The organism is Streptomyces sp. NPDC051104 (assembly GCF_040682835.1).
GTDB classification, from domain to species: domain Bacteria; phylum Actinomycetota; class Actinomycetes; order Streptomycetales; family Streptomycetaceae; genus Streptomyces; species Streptomyces cynarae.
Map to the genome: position 1 here is coordinate 1 of NZ_JBFBBS010000077.1, position 14247 is coordinate 14247.

11 protein-coding genes and 5 pseudogenes are annotated in these 14247 nt (G+C 68.6%); 8 read left to right on the forward strand and 8 right to left on the reverse strand.

Features of this window, described 5'->3' with window-relative positions; all coding sequences use genetic code 11:
- Nucleotides 1–171 precede the first annotated feature (171 nt).
- Nucleotides 172–1611: an NF041680 family putative transposase gene (locus tag AB0N14_RS38420; RefSeq protein WP_366030352.1), complete on the reverse strand. Its 1440-nt coding sequence runs from the start codon at nucleotides 1609–1611 to the stop codon at nucleotides 172–174.
- A gap of 212 nt (nucleotides 1612–1823) precedes the next feature.
- Between AB0N14_RS38420 and AB0N14_RS38425 the strand changes: the two genes are divergently transcribed.
- The 3 genes from AB0N14_RS38425 to AB0N14_RS38435 all read left to right on the forward strand — a co-directional run bounded on the left by AB0N14_RS38425 (nucleotide 1824) and on the right by AB0N14_RS38435 (nucleotide 4833).
- A complete protein-coding gene (locus AB0N14_RS38425) occupies nucleotides 1824–2708 on the forward strand; it encodes an IS5 family transposase (RefSeq protein ID WP_366030360.1) in 885 nt (294 codons plus the stop codon).
- 74 nt (nucleotides 2709–2782) lie between these two features.
- Nucleotides 2783–3868, forward strand: a complete 1086-nt coding sequence (locus tag AB0N14_RS38430) for a phosphotransferase (protein ID WP_366030353.1) — start codon at nucleotides 2783–2785, stop codon at nucleotides 3866–3868.
- Between the two features lie 116 nt (nucleotides 3869–3984).
- A complete protein-coding gene (locus tag AB0N14_RS38435) occupies nucleotides 3985–4833 on the forward strand; it encodes a nucleotidyl transferase AbiEii/AbiGii toxin family protein (RefSeq protein ID WP_366030354.1) in 849 nt (282 codons plus the stop codon).
- Nucleotides 4834–4911: 78 nt separating this feature from the next.
- Here AB0N14_RS38435 and AB0N14_RS38440 read toward each other — a convergent pair.
- From AB0N14_RS38440 to AB0N14_RS38460, 5 genes and pseudogenes are all read right to left on the reverse strand, one after another.
- Nucleotides 4912–5070, reverse strand: a pseudogene (locus AB0N14_RS38440) (IS256 family transposase); the annotation flags it as partial.
- 421 nt (nucleotides 5071–5491) lie between these two features.
- Nucleotides 5492–6310: pseudogene (locus AB0N14_RS38445) on the reverse strand (ISAs1 family transposase); the annotation flags it as partial.
- A gap of 244 nt (nucleotides 6311–6554) precedes the next feature.
- Nucleotides 6555–7046 (reverse strand): SRPBCC domain-containing protein, encoded by a 492-nt coding sequence (locus AB0N14_RS38450; protein WP_366030355.1) that lies wholly within the window; start codon nucleotides 7044–7046, stop codon nucleotides 6555–6557.
- Between the two features lie 188 nt (nucleotides 7047–7234).
- Nucleotides 7235–7576: a helix-turn-helix domain-containing protein gene (locus tag AB0N14_RS38455; protein ID WP_366030356.1), complete on the reverse strand. Its 342-nt coding sequence runs from the start codon at nucleotides 7574–7576 to the stop codon at nucleotides 7235–7237.
- Nucleotides 7573–8031 carry an SRPBCC domain-containing protein gene (locus AB0N14_RS38460; protein ID WP_277031722.1) on the reverse strand — a complete coding sequence of 153 codons (459 nt, stop codon included), beginning with the start codon at nucleotides 8029–8031 and terminating at the stop codon, nucleotides 7573–7575. The genes AB0N14_RS38455 and AB0N14_RS38460 overlap by 4 nt, the downstream gene beginning before the upstream one ends.
- 409 nt (nucleotides 8032–8440) lie before the next feature.
- Here AB0N14_RS38460 and AB0N14_RS38465 point away from each other — a divergent pair, with 409 nt between their 5' ends.
- Together AB0N14_RS38465 and AB0N14_RS38470 are read left to right on the forward strand one after the other, a co-directional pair.
- Entirely contained in the window at nucleotides 8441–9331 is an 891-nt protein-coding gene (locus AB0N14_RS38465) for an aminoglycoside phosphotransferase family protein (RefSeq protein WP_366030357.1), read from the forward strand.
- Between the two features lie 374 nt (nucleotides 9332–9705).
- Nucleotides 9706–10193, forward strand: a pseudogene (locus tag AB0N14_RS38470) (transposase); the annotation flags it as partial.
- A 45-nt stretch (nucleotides 10194–10238) separates the two neighbouring features.
- Here AB0N14_RS38470 and AB0N14_RS38475 read toward each other — a convergent pair.
- Nucleotides 10239–10439, reverse strand: a pseudogene (locus AB0N14_RS38475) (IS30 family transposase); the annotation flags it as partial.
- Nucleotides 10440–10486: 47 nt separating this feature from the next.
- Nucleotides 10487–11218 (reverse strand): annotated as a pseudogene (locus tag AB0N14_RS38480) (MFS transporter); the annotation flags it as partial.
- Nucleotides 11219–11465: 247 nt separating this feature from the next.
- Between AB0N14_RS38480 and AB0N14_RS38485 the strand changes: the two are divergent.
- From AB0N14_RS38485 to istB, 3 genes are all read left to right on the forward strand, one after another.
- A complete protein-coding gene (locus AB0N14_RS38485) occupies nucleotides 11466–12176 on the forward strand; it encodes an ATP-binding protein (RefSeq protein ID WP_366030361.1) in 711 nt (236 codons plus the stop codon).
- 395 nt (nucleotides 12177–12571) lie between these two features.
- Nucleotides 12572–12790: a hypothetical protein gene (locus AB0N14_RS38490; RefSeq protein WP_366030358.1), complete on the forward strand. Its 219-nt coding sequence runs from the start codon at nucleotides 12572–12574 to the stop codon at nucleotides 12788–12790.
- On the forward strand, nucleotides 12787–13575 hold the full coding sequence (istB, locus tag AB0N14_RS38495) for an IS21-like element helper ATPase IstB (RefSeq protein ID WP_366030359.1): 789 nt from the start codon (nucleotides 12787–12789) through the stop codon (nucleotides 13573–13575). The genes AB0N14_RS38490 and istB overlap by 4 nt, the downstream gene beginning before the upstream one ends.
- The last annotated feature ends 672 nt before the right edge of the window (nucleotides 13576–14247 follow it).

Below are 14247 nucleotides of genomic sequence, written 5' to 3' on the forward strand. Positions count from 1 at the left end.
AGCAGCGCGGCGAATTGGTCCCAGAGCGGCTCGGTCAGCCATGATGGAAGCGCGGGCACAGGTCTCCCCAGTGATCACAGAGCGTCGCAACTCCAGATCACCGGGACCTGTGCCCGCACTGTTGCCGGTGTCCCCAACCGCGCCTATCCGCGCGGCCTCTAAGCTTGGCGTTTAAGCTGTTTGTTTCTTTCCGCCGCTCTCCCGTGGGTCCGCTTTGACCTGTTTTCCGACGGGGTACTGGTGCGCGCGGAGCTTGTTCTTCGAGCCGGCCGGGCGGCCCGGACCGGCCTTGCCGGGTTTCGGTGCGCCGGTCGGCCTCGGTGTTTTCCCGTGGAGGCGGCGAAATCCGCGACGGACGCGGGCAGGGGTGAGGCGGCCCGGCTTCGCGGGGCGCTCCCAGGGCTTGCGGAGGTCTTCCGCCAAGGGCCGGGCGAGACGAAGCTGGGTATGGGCGACAAGAACGAGCCAGGTCCAGCGATCGGCAGCGGCTGGTGTCCGCAGCTTGGGTGCCGTCCATCCCAGCGTTTGCTTGATCATCCTGAAGGTATGTTCAAGATCGAATCTTCGCAGGAACGACTGCCAGAGCCGGTCCACATCCGCGGCCGTGGCATCGACGCCCGACCACCACAGCCACACCGGTTTGGGTTCGCGGTCCCCGGGCAAGTGATCGACCTGCAGGCGGATCACCGTGCCTGAGATGACTGGGAGTTCGCCCTCGGGGTAGTCGGCCCATGCCGAGCGTCGGCTCAGCAGCGGATGCAGCCCGTCCCAGGCGGTGGCGACGGCCTGACCGTAGCGGCTGGTCGCGCTCGTGGTGGTGCGGGCCGGGGCGGGCCAGGTGGCCTCGTCCTCGAACTTGAACTCCGCCCCGCGCTTGGGCTTGCGCCCGACCTTGCCCGGCGGTTGCGGCGGTGGCGGGAAGTACAGGACGCGGTCCGAGCGCATCCGTCCAAGCAGCTCAACCGGCAGGTCGGCCAGCAGGAAGGCGAGGCGGGTGACGTCGTAGCCGGCGTCGAAGACGATGAGGACCGGCAGGTCGCCGTCTTGGACGTGCCCGGCCGCGCGCAGGCGCTCGACCACCTCGCGCAGCTGCGCGGCGGTCACGGCGGTCTCGTCGTCGCCCGGCCCGAGCCGGACCGCGTCCAGCACCGCGGTCCAGGAGGTGCGGCCCGGCTCCAGGGCGGCGACGATCGAGTACGGCCAACCCGGGATCATCTGCGCCGAGCCCCTGCCCCGGCCGTAGGTGTGGCAGAACAGCCGCTCCGCGCTGGTGGCCGCGTCCGGCCGCAGCCAGTTGCTGACGTCGCAGGCCAGCACGATCCGCCCGTCGGCCGCGCGCGGCAGCGGCAGGCCGGCCAGCGCCCGGCGTAGCCGCGCCACGTCCAGCCGCCCATGATTCAAGGCTCCGTACAGTCCGCCGTGCCCGCGCCGGTGTTCGGGCGCCAGCGACAACTCGACCAGCGTCTTGACCGGCCCGTCCGTGCACAGCAGCGCGTCGGTCAGCTCGAACAGCGCATCCGCGCGGGCGGGCAGACAGGCGTAGAAGTCGGTCCGGAACCGGGACAACACGGTCAGAGACTCGACGCGGGCGGCATCCTCCAGCAGACTCACCCTCACGGCCTTTGTTGTGATCAACGTCGACTTCAGCGAGAAGACATGATCATGCAAAGGCCGCCCTGCTGTCTGCAGAACGGTGAAGCCCGTGGCCAGCTCAACGAGCTGACCACGGGCGGAAGTTAAACTCCAAGCTAAGGACTCCTAACAGAATGAGCTTGCGGAATGACTGACCGTCAAGGGTTGTTCTTCTCGCGTTGGCACGGTCGATGTGGGGGTGTGCGGCGAGTACTGGTGTGGGCAAGCGCAAGCCGTGGGAGATCGAGGACGGTCTGTGGGAGCGGATGGAACCGCTGCCCCCGGTGGTGGAGCGGCGTTACCGCTATCCCGGACGCAAGCGGCTTGACCAGCGCAAAGTCATGTGTGGGATCTTGTTCGTGCTGTACACGGGGATCCGGTGGGAGTTCTTACCGCAGGAGCTCGGCTTCGGTTCCGGGATGACCTGCTGGCGGCGACTGCGGGACTGGAACGAGGCCGGCGTGTGGCAGCAACTGCACGAACTCCTGCTCGCCGAACTGCGCGCCGGCGACGTGCTTGACCTGTCCCGCGCCGCCGTTGACGGCTCCCACCTGCGGGCATTGAAGGGCGGGGATGCCACCGGGCGCTCACCGGTGGACCGTGGCAAGACGGGCAGCAAGCACCACGTCATCGTCGACGCCCACGGCATCCCGCTGGCCGCCACCGTGACCGGCGGCAACCGCAACGACGTCACCCAGCTCCTGCCCCTGATCCACGCCGTGCCGCCGATCCGCGGCAAGCGCGGACGGCCGCGTCGGCGCCCCGGCGTGCTCTACGCCGACCGGGGCTACGACCACGACATCTACCAACGCCCGGTCCGCGAGCTGGGCATCCGCCCGCTCATCGCCCGCCGCGGCACCGAGCACGGCAGCGGCCTGGGCAAGAACCGCTGGGTCGTGGAAGCAGCCTTCGCCCTCCTGCACTGGTTCCGCCGTCTACGCATCCGCTGGGAGATCCGCGCGGACATCCACCAAGCCTTCCTCACCCTCGGCTGCGCGATCATCTGCTGGCGACGCCTGAAAACCTCGTTTGCTAGGGAACCGTCGGCGACCGGGAGCGTGCCGAAAACCGCATGACGTTCTCGTCGCACCTGTGGTCGGATGCTCTTCGTCCGAGACTCCACTCGTGGACCGCCGCCGTGAGGAAACAGATGATCGACCGTGGCCTGCCCGATGCTGAGACGATCGAGACCGTCCTCGCATCCCATGAGGGCGCATGGGATGCCGGAGCGCGGGTTCTCTCGGTGCAGGACCTGTCGCCCGGACTGGGTCAGGCAGCGGTCCTTCGGGTGAGCACCACGGCACCAGACGGCCGCCCATCCCAGTGGATCGTCAAGATCCCCGGTTGGGGCCACCAGTCCCTGCTCGACTCGCGCGATAACCAACTGGACCGCCGCGAAGCCCACTTCTTCGGCAGCAACATCCCCGGTCTGCTGCCCCGCGGCCTGGCCACGCCGCCGGACGCGACCGTGGTCAGCCACAACGGCCTCACCTGGATTGTCATGCGCGACATCGGCACCGCCTTGCACCAACGCTGGACCCCCGCCGCCGCCACGACAACTGCCCTACGCACCGCGCTGCTGTATGTCCCGGGGACCTTGCACCCTGACCTGCTCGACACCCCCTGGCTGGAGCGGGAAGGTTACACCGCCTACACCCATCACATTCCAGCCGGCCACGACAACCTCGACGCCCTGGCCCACGATCCGCAACTCAAGGCACTGTTCACTTCCGAGCAGGTCCACGCCCTGCACACCTGCCTGGACGCGGCTGCGAAGCTGAGCTCACGCGCCACGGAACTACCTGCCACTCTTGTCCACGGCGATCTCACTCCGCGCAACGCCGGCTTGGACCGATACAGCGCCCTCGTCCTCATCGACTGGGAGCACGTCGGCGTCGGCCCCGTGGGCTTCGACCTGGGTACCTTCGTCTCCCTCTACCGCGCCTTCGGCGGCCACGGCGAGCTGGACGAGCTAGCCCTCCTTGAGGTCTACGGCCGGGCCCTCAGCGACCTGGCCGACACCGACCTACGCCACCCCGCCGCCCAGGGCTTCGCCACCACCCACCTGACTTGGGGACTACACCTACGGCTGGGCCCTGGCCTAACGGCGGTGCGTCAGGGCTTCCACAGCGAGACCCCAGAGGAACTCGCCTCGCACCTCGATGACATCCGTTCGGGATGCCTGCGTGCCCTGTCCTGGGCGTCCGCAGCCGGAGTTGACACCGCAGGCCACTGACATGCCCTCCGGCCGGATCGAGCGTCCTGGAAGCGCTCGCAACTGCGGCTGGGAATGCAGCAAAGGTCAGACAGCCATCGATCCGCCCGGCTCATTCTGTTAGGAGTCCTAAGAAGATGTCCAAGCAGACGGGCATGAACGTCGCTGATCTCATGCGGATCTTCTACTTCAACCGCCTCGCTGCCCGGGTCTTCACCCTGGATCCTGACGGCTGGCTCATCAAAGGCGGCCAGGCTCTCCTCGTGCGCTACCGGGGTGCGGCCCGCCTCAGCGGTGACATCGACCTGCAGACCGCTCAGCCAGGACTGACTCCGGATGAGGCACGCAAGCGCGTCCTGGAAGCCGCTGCCCACGACCTGGGTGATTTCCTCCCCTTCGCCCCCGGCAAGTACACATCGGCAGCTGACCCAGCCCGCGGCGGCTCCCAGCACTTCCAGGTCTTCCTCGGGCCCAACCGCGTCGACAACGTCAAAGTCGACATCACGGTCCGCCGAACTCTCGCCGGTATCCCTGAAACCCGCCCCCTCGCCTCCGCCGTGGACCTGCCCTGGCCCATTGACTGGCCAACCGTGCGCCTCTATCCCCTCATAGACCACATCGCCGACAAGATCTGCGCCCTGTACGAACGACACGGAGACGGGGGCTCCAGCCGTTACCGTGACCTGGCCGACCTGCTCTTGATCAGCCAGCAGGAGACGGTCGACGGCCCTACGGCCTACCAGGCCGTACATCAGGAAGCCGAACTCCGGCGCCAACGAGGTATCGACCTCACACTGCCCAAGAACTTCGAGGCCCCCGGAACGGCCTGGCACGACCACTACCCAACTGCTGCGGCACTGGTCATCGGGCTCCAGGGATGCCGCACCTTCCCGGAGGCAGCTCAAGCCGCCGAGGTCTTCCTCAACCCACTGCTCGACGGCAGCGTGTGCGGGAACTGGGATCCCGCGAAGGGCGCCTGGCAGTAGCGCGCCCTCCCCACGAGCCTGGGTCGGCTCCTCACTCCGTACCGCCGGCTCGCCGGGGCCCCTTCCGATGCGTAGCGGTCATGCCCCCTGTAGTGGTGTAACCGTGCCGGTTTGATCATCGGGGGGATAGATCTTGTCCATGCTGCCTTCGGGGAGGTAGCGACGGGGGAAAGCGATCCATTCGTCGTGCATCTCGATGAGCACGGCGGTGGTGAGGCGTTCGAGGGCGCCTGGGTTGCACGGCCCCGGCGTTATTCCGTTGTGTCCGACTTCGTGGTAGTTGATCAGATGCCGTAGACGGCGAAGGCGTCGTTGTGGTTGAGGAGATCGCGGCGGGCGTGGGCGATGTTGGCTCGTCCGGCCAGGCGGAACGTGCTGATGCCCAGGTTGCGGAAGCCGGCCAGGGCTCGGGGCGCGGTACCGGTCCTGACCTGGGAGTTGTCCTCGTGGAAGGTGACGTCGCGGACCCAGTGGAGCCGGTTCTCCACCGACCAGTGCGCCCTCTCGTAATGGTTGAGGTGCTCGGGGCCGGCGAGCGCGTGGGCAGGCTGGTGACACCGAAGACGATCTTTTTGCTGGTCCAGGCGCCGTCGAGGTCGCCGCTGTCGCGGCGCAGGCGGAAGGCCTGGGCCGCGCCGGGGAAGATCGTGTCGTCGGCGGGGGCGGTGCGGATCGTGCGGCGCTCGGTGCGGCCGTGGCCGCGGTCCTCGTCGATGTCCGTGGTCTGCACCCAGTCGGCGTCGGGGCCGACCAGCAGGGCCTGGGCCGCGGCGCGGGCCAGCGGCTGGTTCCCCTTCAAGATCAGGACGTAGTGGGCGTGCAGCTCGTCGGTGATCAGGCGGGCGGTCTTCTTGGTGGTGTGCAGCGCGTCCAGGGTCAGCACCATGCCGGACACCTCCAGCGAGGCCAGCAGCTCGCGGGCGGCGGGGCCTTCGCCGCGCTTGTCGGCGACCTGCCGCTGGCCCAGCACCACGCCGGTCTCGTGGCCGATCGCCCCGACCAGGAAAACCCTGCCCTGCTCGGTGCGTGCGCCGCGCAGGGCCTTACCGTCCACGGCCGCCGCGGGCAGCAGGCCGGGCGGCACCGGACGCTCGGCCGCGTGCTGGGCGGTGCGCCGCTCCTCGCGCTCCACGGGGCCAGGAGTGCGCGGGACCTCGGGGAGCGGGGCCGTCCCGCGTACGACGTCCGCCGCGTAGCCGCAGGTCGCGGCGTCCAGGGCGTCGGTGTCCAGATCCGCGAGCACCCGGCGGAAGGTGCGCTCGCTGGGAACCTCGAACCGGCCAGTCAACGGATCGCGGCGGGCACCGATGCGGGCGAGCTTGTCCTGCGGCGAACGTGCCGCCCACTGCCAGATCGCCGCCACCGAGTCGCCACCCACCACCAGCGTCGCGCACGCCGCCAGCACCAGGATCACCAACAGCGGGTGCCGGAGCCCTCGCTGAGCGCGGCGATCCGGCACGCTCCGAAGCCTGGCCATCAGGGCCGACTCTACCGCGACCGGGTTGGCTGCGAGCTCTGCCTCCCACCGCGCCAGGTCGGCGAGCTGGTCAAGGCAGGGGATGGTCAGCGATGATGCAGACACGGGCGCGACTCCTGTGACGATCCTTCAGCGTAGAGAACTGGAAGATCATCAGGGGCCGCGCCCGCTTGGCAAATCGACGCGGCACCCGCACAATAACCCGGACTTACAGTATCAAACCGGAACTACCCCGGGTTGTGCCCTACATGCGGCGGGCTTTATCTGCGTCGCTTCCGCGAGGCATGCCGCGGCCGACTTCGACGTACTCACGCAGGCTCGCGAGGAAGTGGTCCCAGCCGCGAGTGCACTGCTCGATGCAGTCCAGCTCTGTTGTGAGACCGTGGTGGCGGAACTGGAGTTCAGACGCGTCGCCATCGACCGGGGTGATGGTGAAGGTCGGACGCGTTCCCACCCAGTCTGGAAGGAAGCTGCATGCGTTTACGGTCCATTGCACCGATGTTGGCCGCGTTGCCTGATCGACATGCATCAGGAGCGGTTCGGGGGAGTCGAAGAAGAACTTGAGTTCGCCGCCGGCGTCGCAGGATCCCGTGGCACGGGTCCACCAGGCGGTTAGGCCGGAGACGGTGGTGAGCGCATCGAACAGCGCTCCAGGAGATGCCTTCACGCGGATCGTCCTCTGATAGTCCGCGCTCGCTTCCGCTTGCGTTGCAGAGGGTTGTGCAGTGTCGGTCATTCGATGGATTCCTTTCATTCCGGCCCGTCTCGCCCTTGGCGATCGGGGCTACTGGTTTCTCGAGAAGGAGCGTTCGGCTCGGGGCCTTCGGGACTGCACGCTCGCCCATTCCGTGCTGCAGTTGCGCCATGAATTCGACGGGCTCACGCCGACCGGTATGCACGAACTGCAAGACGGTCCGTTAGTAGTCAATCCATCGATCGCAGCGCCTGGATCGACTCGGCGATCGTCTTGATGCGACGCAGTCGCGCATCCCACGCCGCGCCGACGGAGGCCAGCTGCTCGACGGCGCGGGCGAACTGCGCTTCGTTGACGACGTAACGCACCTCGCGGCCGTCCTTGCGAGGCACGACCAGTTCGGCGCGCTCCAGGACGCTCAGGTGCTTCGCGACCGCCTGACGCGTCACCGGCATGCGGCCACTCAGGCTCGTCGCCGTGCCGGAGCCGTTGGCCAGCAACAGGTCCAGCAGGCGGCGCCTGGTCGGGTCACCGAGGGCCGCCCACAGCTCGTCGTCGATCGTCGGGGTCACGCTCGCACCAGACCGGCCGCGTACGCCGCCAGGCTCGGGAGGTGCTCGTCCCAGCCGGCGCTGTGGTCGCGGTAGTACGCCTCGAGCTGTGCGGCCTCCCAGCCGATCTCCCGGAAGCCGGCCTCGGTCAGGCGCAGCAGCGTCCCGCCGTCGGCAGGCACCAGCTCGAACGTCACGAGGAACGAGTTCTGCGGCGTCGCCGGCTGACCCTCTGGCTGGACCCAGCGGAATACGAATCGCCGCGGAGCGTCCGCCTCGACGACGAGGACCGGCACGACGACCGATCCACGCCCGTCCCGCCGGCGCCGGGTCATCCGCCCGTCGCCGGGCACGGCCGGGAACGACGCGTCGAAGCCCCACCAGTGCGCGATGTGCTCAGGCTTCGTGATGACTTCGTAGACCACCTCGGGGGTGGCGTCGATGTGGATCTCGCGCTCAATGGTGCCGTACTCCATGGGCCTCTCCCCGAATCCGCAACCAGTAGTTGCACCTTAGGCCACGAAGCCACAACGCGCAACCATAGGTTGCATTAGGCGCGGAGGCGGCGCGGCGTGAGGTCGCGTCCCGCCTGGTGGTGCAGTTCTCACCATGGTCGAGTCAGTGCTGTGGTGATCATGCCTGCTCGCATCTCATAACCCTGAGGTTCCCGCAGTGTCGCTCGCACTCACCGATCCGGCGAACCATCACAAACCGCCGAGCAGCCAGGGTCGCGAACCATCACAGAACCGGACCAGCCACGAGAACGCCGGGGCCCTGCTGATCTGCAACTCTTTGAAACCGAATTGGTGATGCCAGAGGGACCACAGCGAGATGTTCCGGAGAGCGAGAACTGCTTCGCCTGCCGCCTCAGTACTGTGACTTCGCATGACCGACACCGAGATCACCGCAGACCTGGTCCGCGACCTGCTGCAGGAGCAACATCCAGACCTTGCAGGGCTGGCCATCCGGGAGGTGGCGGGCGGCTGGGGCAACCAAATGTGGCGCCTCGGGGACGAGTTGGCCGTGCGCATGCAGCGCATGGACCCCACCCCGGAGCTCCAGCTGAAGGAGCGGCGGTGGCTACCGGTGCTGGCCCCGCGCTTGCCGCTCCCGGTGCCGCTCCCGGTGCGGTTCGGCGAACCGTCCGAGCGCTTCCCCAAGCACTGGACCGTGATGACGTGGGTTCCCGGCGAGCCGCTGGACCACGGCTCGATCAGCCGCGGCGACCACGCGGCCGACGCGCTGGCGGGCTTCCTCCGGGCGCTCCATGTGGAGGCGCCCGCCGAGGCGCCGATCGCTACGGACCGCGGTGCCCATCCCAGCGACTGCACGGAGGGCTTCGACCACTTCTTCCAGGCCGTTGTCCCCGACGACATCGCTGCCGACGTCCGGGCCGTCTGGGACGACGCCGTTGCAGCCCACGCGTGGGAGGGCCCGCCGGTGTGGGTGCACGGCGACCTCCATCCCGCGAACGTCGTCGTCTCGGACGGAAGGCTCTCGGGCATCGTCGACTTCGGCGACATGTTCGCCGGCGATCCGGCGTGGGACCTCGCCGCCGCTTGGGTGCTGCTGCCCGCGGGTACGGTCTCACGGTTCTTCGACATGTATGCGCATGCAGACGAGGCGGCGATCCGGCGCGCCTGCGGGCTGGCCGCTATGAAGAGCCTCTTCCTGATGCTCATGGGGCAGAACGGAGATCGGGGCCTTCCCGGCGGCAAGCCGCACTGGGGACCTGCAGGCCGGGCGGCACTTGATCGTGTTCTGAAGGGCGTTTGACGCACGCTTCTTTAAACCCGTTCTCGATCTTGGTTGAGGGCCATGCGACAGCCCACCTTCGTGGGATCATCGATCACCACGCATGGTGGGGATGCCAAGGTCCACGGCCGTATGCTGCCCGTGGCCCCGATCGAGCTGGCTGAGCTTCTCCTCGGCGCCAGCCAGGCTGACCTGGAGAGTTGCTCCTCCGCGGGGGCGGAGAGGGATCTGTTCCCCGCTCGGTGAAAGGGCGATGGCGTTCTTGCGACGGTCCTTGGCGTCCGGCGCGCGGGTCACGATGTCGCCTGCTTCAGACGGAGAAACATCGTGCAGCGAGGAGACACAGAGCTGATCGTGCAGGAACTCAAGCCGCCGACCACGGCCTCGACCGTCCGCTCGCGGTCACCGCGGACGGCTACCGCGAGATCCTCGGCCTGTGGGCCGGGGACGGCGGGGGAGGGCGCCAAGTACTGGCAGACCGTCCTGACCGAAGATCAAGAACAGAGGCGTCCGCGATGTACTGATGCTGGTCTGCGACGGGCTGAGCGCCCTGCCCGACGCCGTGAACACCGTCTGGCCCAAGACTGTCGTGCAGACCTGCGTCGTCCACCTCATCCGCGCCAGCCTGCGCTGTACCTCCCGCCGCGACTGGGCCGAGGTCGCCCGCGACCTCAAGCCCGTCTACACCGCCGTCAACGAGGAAGAGGCCCGGCAACGGCTCGCCGACTTCGACGCCACCTGGGGCAAGCGCTACCCATCGATCACGGGAACCTGGGAGCGGGCCTGGAGCGAGTTCGTGCCCTTCCTCGGCCTGCCCGACGCGATCCGGCAGGTCGTCTACACCACCAACGCCATCGAGTCCCTCAACGCCCGCTATCGGCGCGCGGCCCTTGGAATTCAATGATCGTCGCAACACGTGGTCGGTTGGTCAGGCAGCGATCAGTCTATGCAGGCGCTCGGCTGGGATATCCCAGTCGAGCGTTTTGCGTGGTCGGCCATTGAGTTCGGCAGTGACGGCGTCCAGATGCTGGCGGCCGTGGACCGAGAGGTTGGTGCCCTTGGGGAAGTACTGCCGCAGCAGGCCGTTGGTGTTCTCGTTCGAGCCGCGCTGCCAGGGGCTGGCGGGATCGCCGCGGCGAGTCCGGCGGCGGTGACCGCAAGCCCGGTGCTGATTCCCGTCGTGGTGGTAATGCGCCCGTGGTCGAGGGTGGCTCCGGCCCGCGGCTGGACCAGCGCCGCGCAGACCGCGAGCAGGGAGACGGCTGCCCCGGTGGCAACCGGCCCGAGGTGGGCAGCGGCGCCGGTGACCGGCAGGAAGCCCACGCCGGCCGACAGGGCCGCGGTGGCCAGTGCCAATGCGGCGGTCGGGCGCAGGAAACTGCCCTGGCCGAGCCGTTTGGCGAGGTCGAGCACCGTCTGCCGGGACTTGGGCAGCGGCGGCACGATGGGGACGGCAACGACCGCCCAGGCGGCGACGACTGCGGCCAGCGCGGTCATGGCGGTGAACAGCAGTGGCAGTCCGTCGCCGGCCACCAACGCCCCGCCGAGCAGCGGGCCGACGGTGTAGCCGATGCTCTTGTAAAAGCCGTAGGAGCCGAACGCCCGGCCGTGCCTGGCGGCGGGGTTGAGGCGGGCGACCAGGGCGGAGGCGGCAGGGGAGAAGGCGGAGGCTGCCGCGCCCTGGCCCAGACGGGCCGCCCACAGCAGTGAGGTGTTGTCGGCGAAGGCGAACAGGGCCGAGGCCGCGGCGAATGCGAGCAGTCCGCCCAGCAGTACCGGGCGGGGGCCGACCTTGTCGGCCAGGGTTCCGAAGACGGGTTTGAGGAGGACCTCGGCGCCGTCGTACAGGGCGAGCAGGCCGCCCAGGACCAGGAGCGACTGGTGGTGGCCGGTGGTGAAGCGGCCCAGGTTCGCCGCGACGCTGTGGGCGCCGAACGCGGTGGTGAAGCCCGCCGCGTATAGGGGTCACAGCCGGGCGCGCTCCGACTGTTGTTCGGGGCGTGGGGTGGTGGTCGGCACCGGCGGGTCCTTCCTGGTCGTCTGGGGCTTCGGCGGGCTTGTTCCGGTCCGCCGGCGCCGGCGAGTTTGAGGACGAGGTGCAGGTCGTGGGCGGCGGCGAAGGCGCCTAGGGCGCTGGCGCCGACCACGGCGGCGGCTGCGGCCAGGGGCAGGATCGGGTAGTTCAGCGGCGGGGAGTAGGTGTGCGGCTCGGCGAGCAGGGCGGCGACGCGGCGTGGCACGGGACCGGCGCCGTGCAGTGCGGAACGGCGGCGTCCGAGCAGTCCGAGGACGGCCTCGGGGACCCGTCCCCGCCAGGAAGACCTTCGAGGTGTGGGACGAGACGAAGTCCTCCATCCCCACCGCGACCCAGACCGCTTTGCGCACCCTGGAGTGGATCTCACGGCGGGAGAATCTCTGCATCGTGGGGCCCTCCGGCACGGGCAAGAGCCACTGGTGCGAAGCGCTCGGCCACGCGGCCATCGAGGCCGGAATGACCACCTGCTGGTTCACCATCGAAGACCTCGGCGCGCTGGTGCGGCGCCACCGCGCGGACGACTCCATGGCCAAGGCCATGTCCAGGATCATGCGGGCCGACCTCGTCATCGTCGACGACATCGGACTCCTCCCGGTCTCCCCGGACGCCGCCGAGGGCTTCTACCGCCTGGTCGATGCCGCATACGAAAAACGCTCACTCGCGGTCTCGAGCAACCTCCACCCGGCCGGATTCGAAGAGATCATGCCCAAGACCCTCGCCACCGCGACCGTCGACCGGCTTCTCCACCACGCCCACGTCGTCGTCACCCAAGGTGACAGCTTCCGGCTCACCCAGGCCACCGCAGGAGAGGGGGTGGTCCCCTTGAACTAGCTCTCGCCTGGGGAAACAGCCTGTCCGTCGGCGGGGAGATCTGCTGTCCACCAGTGGGGATGTGATCGGTCCGTCATCGGGGAGAAGCCAGTGTCCATTGACACACCCCCGCCTGACGACCAAGGGTGCCGAACGGGTGGTGCTGGACCACTTCCTGGAAGTCCTGCTGGCCAAGCCCGGCGCCCTGGCCGGCTCCGAGGCGCTCGATCAGGCTCGCCGCGAGGGCACCTTCACCCCGCCCACGAAGCGCTCTGGTCCACGGCCAAACGCACGCTCGGGGAGTCCGAGGGCACCAAGGCCCTGGTCCAGGTCCTGCTGCTGCACCGCCACCTGCAGCACCGCGACGTGGTCGCCGGGATCCGTGCCGCGCTCGCGGTCGGCGCCTGCACCGCGACGTGGTCGCGCTGGAGGCCCGCAAGGCCGCCGAGACCGAGGGCCGGTCCCCGACCGTCACCGCCACCACCGTCCTGCCCGAGCCGGTCGCCCCGCCGGACCTGCCGCTGCCCAGCCTGACCGAGCGCCGGGCCACCCGCCTTCCCGCCGACCAGCGGCCGCTGCCCGCCCTCGAACGCTGGGACCAGCTTTTGCACCGTCCTGGAAGGGAAACCCGATGACCGGCCCGCACCACACCCTGACCGAGCCCGCCTTTGACGCCGCGATCGACACCGCCTGCCGGGTCCTGCGGCTGCCGACGATGCGGGCCCAGTTCGCAGACACCGTCGCCCGCGCCGAGCGCGAGCACCTGTCTTACCGCGGGTTCCTCGCCGAGCTGCTGATGGCCGAGTGCGAGGACCGGGACCGCCGCCGGTCCGAGCGCCGGATCCGCGCGGCCGGCTTCCCACGCCCGAAGTGGCTCTCGGACTTCGACTACACGGCCAACCGGAACGTCACCCCGGCCTTGATCAACAACCTCGCCACCTGCGAATGGGTCAAGAAGGGCGAGCCGCTCTGCTTGATCGGTGACTCCGGCACCGGCAAGTCCCATCTGCTGATCGGCCTCGGTTCTGCCGCAGCGATGGCCGGCTTCCGGGTCCGCTACGCGCTCGCCGCAAAGCTCGTCAACGAACTCGTCGAAGCCGCCGACGAGAAACAGCTGACCAAGACCATCGCCCGCTACGGGCGCGTCGACCTGCTCTGCATCGACGAACTGGGCTACCTCGAACTCGACCGCCGCGGAGCCGAGATGCTGTTCCAGGTTTTGACCGAGCGGGAGGAAAAGAACAGCGTGGCCATCGCCTCGAACGAATCGTTCGGAGGCTGGACCAAGACGTTCACCGACCCCAGGCTCTGCGCGGCCATCGTCGACCGACTCACCTTCAACGGCACCATCATCGAGACCGGCACCGAGTCCTACCGCCTCGCCCAGACCAGGGCCAGGCAGCAGCAGACAAAGAAGTAGCACCGAGGCCATCTGGCCAGAGGAATCTAATCGCTGCTGCCTCGGGCCTGGCGGTCCAGGAACTCAATCAGCCGTGTTTCCGAACGTGCAAGCCTCTCCCGTTGTTCGCGAGGAAGCGAAGCGAGGGCGTCGACCAGGACCTGCTTTCGTGGGACGTGCACCATGTTGCCGGAGTAGATCCGGCAACCGGAACACCAGGCGAGTCCGATGCACCGCTCGAACACGGAGGACTCGGGCGGATGAATTCGGTACTGGTACGAGCGGACCGGCGTTCCGCAGGCGGCACAGATCCGGCGGTCCCCGTCGGAGACCGTGTCCCAGGCCCCGACCTTGCGCCAGTGCTGCCGCCCGGCCGGTGCTCTTCAAGTCGTCATGCCCGGCATTCTCTCCCACAGCGAGTCGCCCAGCACAGCGACCCGGCGAAGCTGGGGCCGGAGCCGACCGGAAGCCGGGGCCACTTCAAGCCGGAACAATCGCTGCACCAGCCCCGAAGTGGGGCCAGTTCGGGCCGTTACTGACCTCGGCGTATTAGGGTCCGTCCGGTCTGTCGAGGGCGAGGCCCGTCCCGGCGAGGAACCCGCCGAGGATGCCGTGCCGGTACTGCAGCGCCTTGAGCCGTCTGCGGAGCAGAGTCTCCAACTCGCTGAGGGTGCGGGCGGCCAGGTTGGCCAG

Coding starts and splice junctions, on each gene's coding strand:
- AB0N14_RS38435 (WP_366030354.1), top strand. CDS start 3,985: ATGTCCAAGCAGACGGGCATGAACGTCGCTGATCTCATGCGGATCTTC.
- AB0N14_RS38465 (WP_366030357.1), top strand. CDS start 8,441: ATGACCGACACCGAGATCACCGCAGACCTGGTCCGCGACCTGCTGCAG.
- AB0N14_RS38425 (WP_366030360.1), top strand. CDS start 1,824: ATGTGGGGGTGTGCGGCGAGTACTGGTGTGGGCAAGCGCAAGCCGTGG.
- AB0N14_RS38430 (WP_366030353.1), top strand. CDS start 2,783: ATGATCGACCGTGGCCTGCCCGATGCTGAGACGATCGAGACCGTCCTC.
- AB0N14_RS38450 (WP_366030355.1), bottom strand. CDS start 7,046: ATGACCGACACTGCACAACCCTCTGCAACGCAAGCGGAAGCGAGCGCG.
- AB0N14_RS38460 (WP_277031722.1), bottom strand. CDS start 8,031: ATGGAGTACGGCACCATTGAGCGCGAGATCCACATCGACGCCACCCCC.
- istB (WP_366030359.1), top strand. CDS start 12,787: ATGACCGGCCCGCACCACACCCTGACCGAGCCCGCCTTTGACGCCGCG.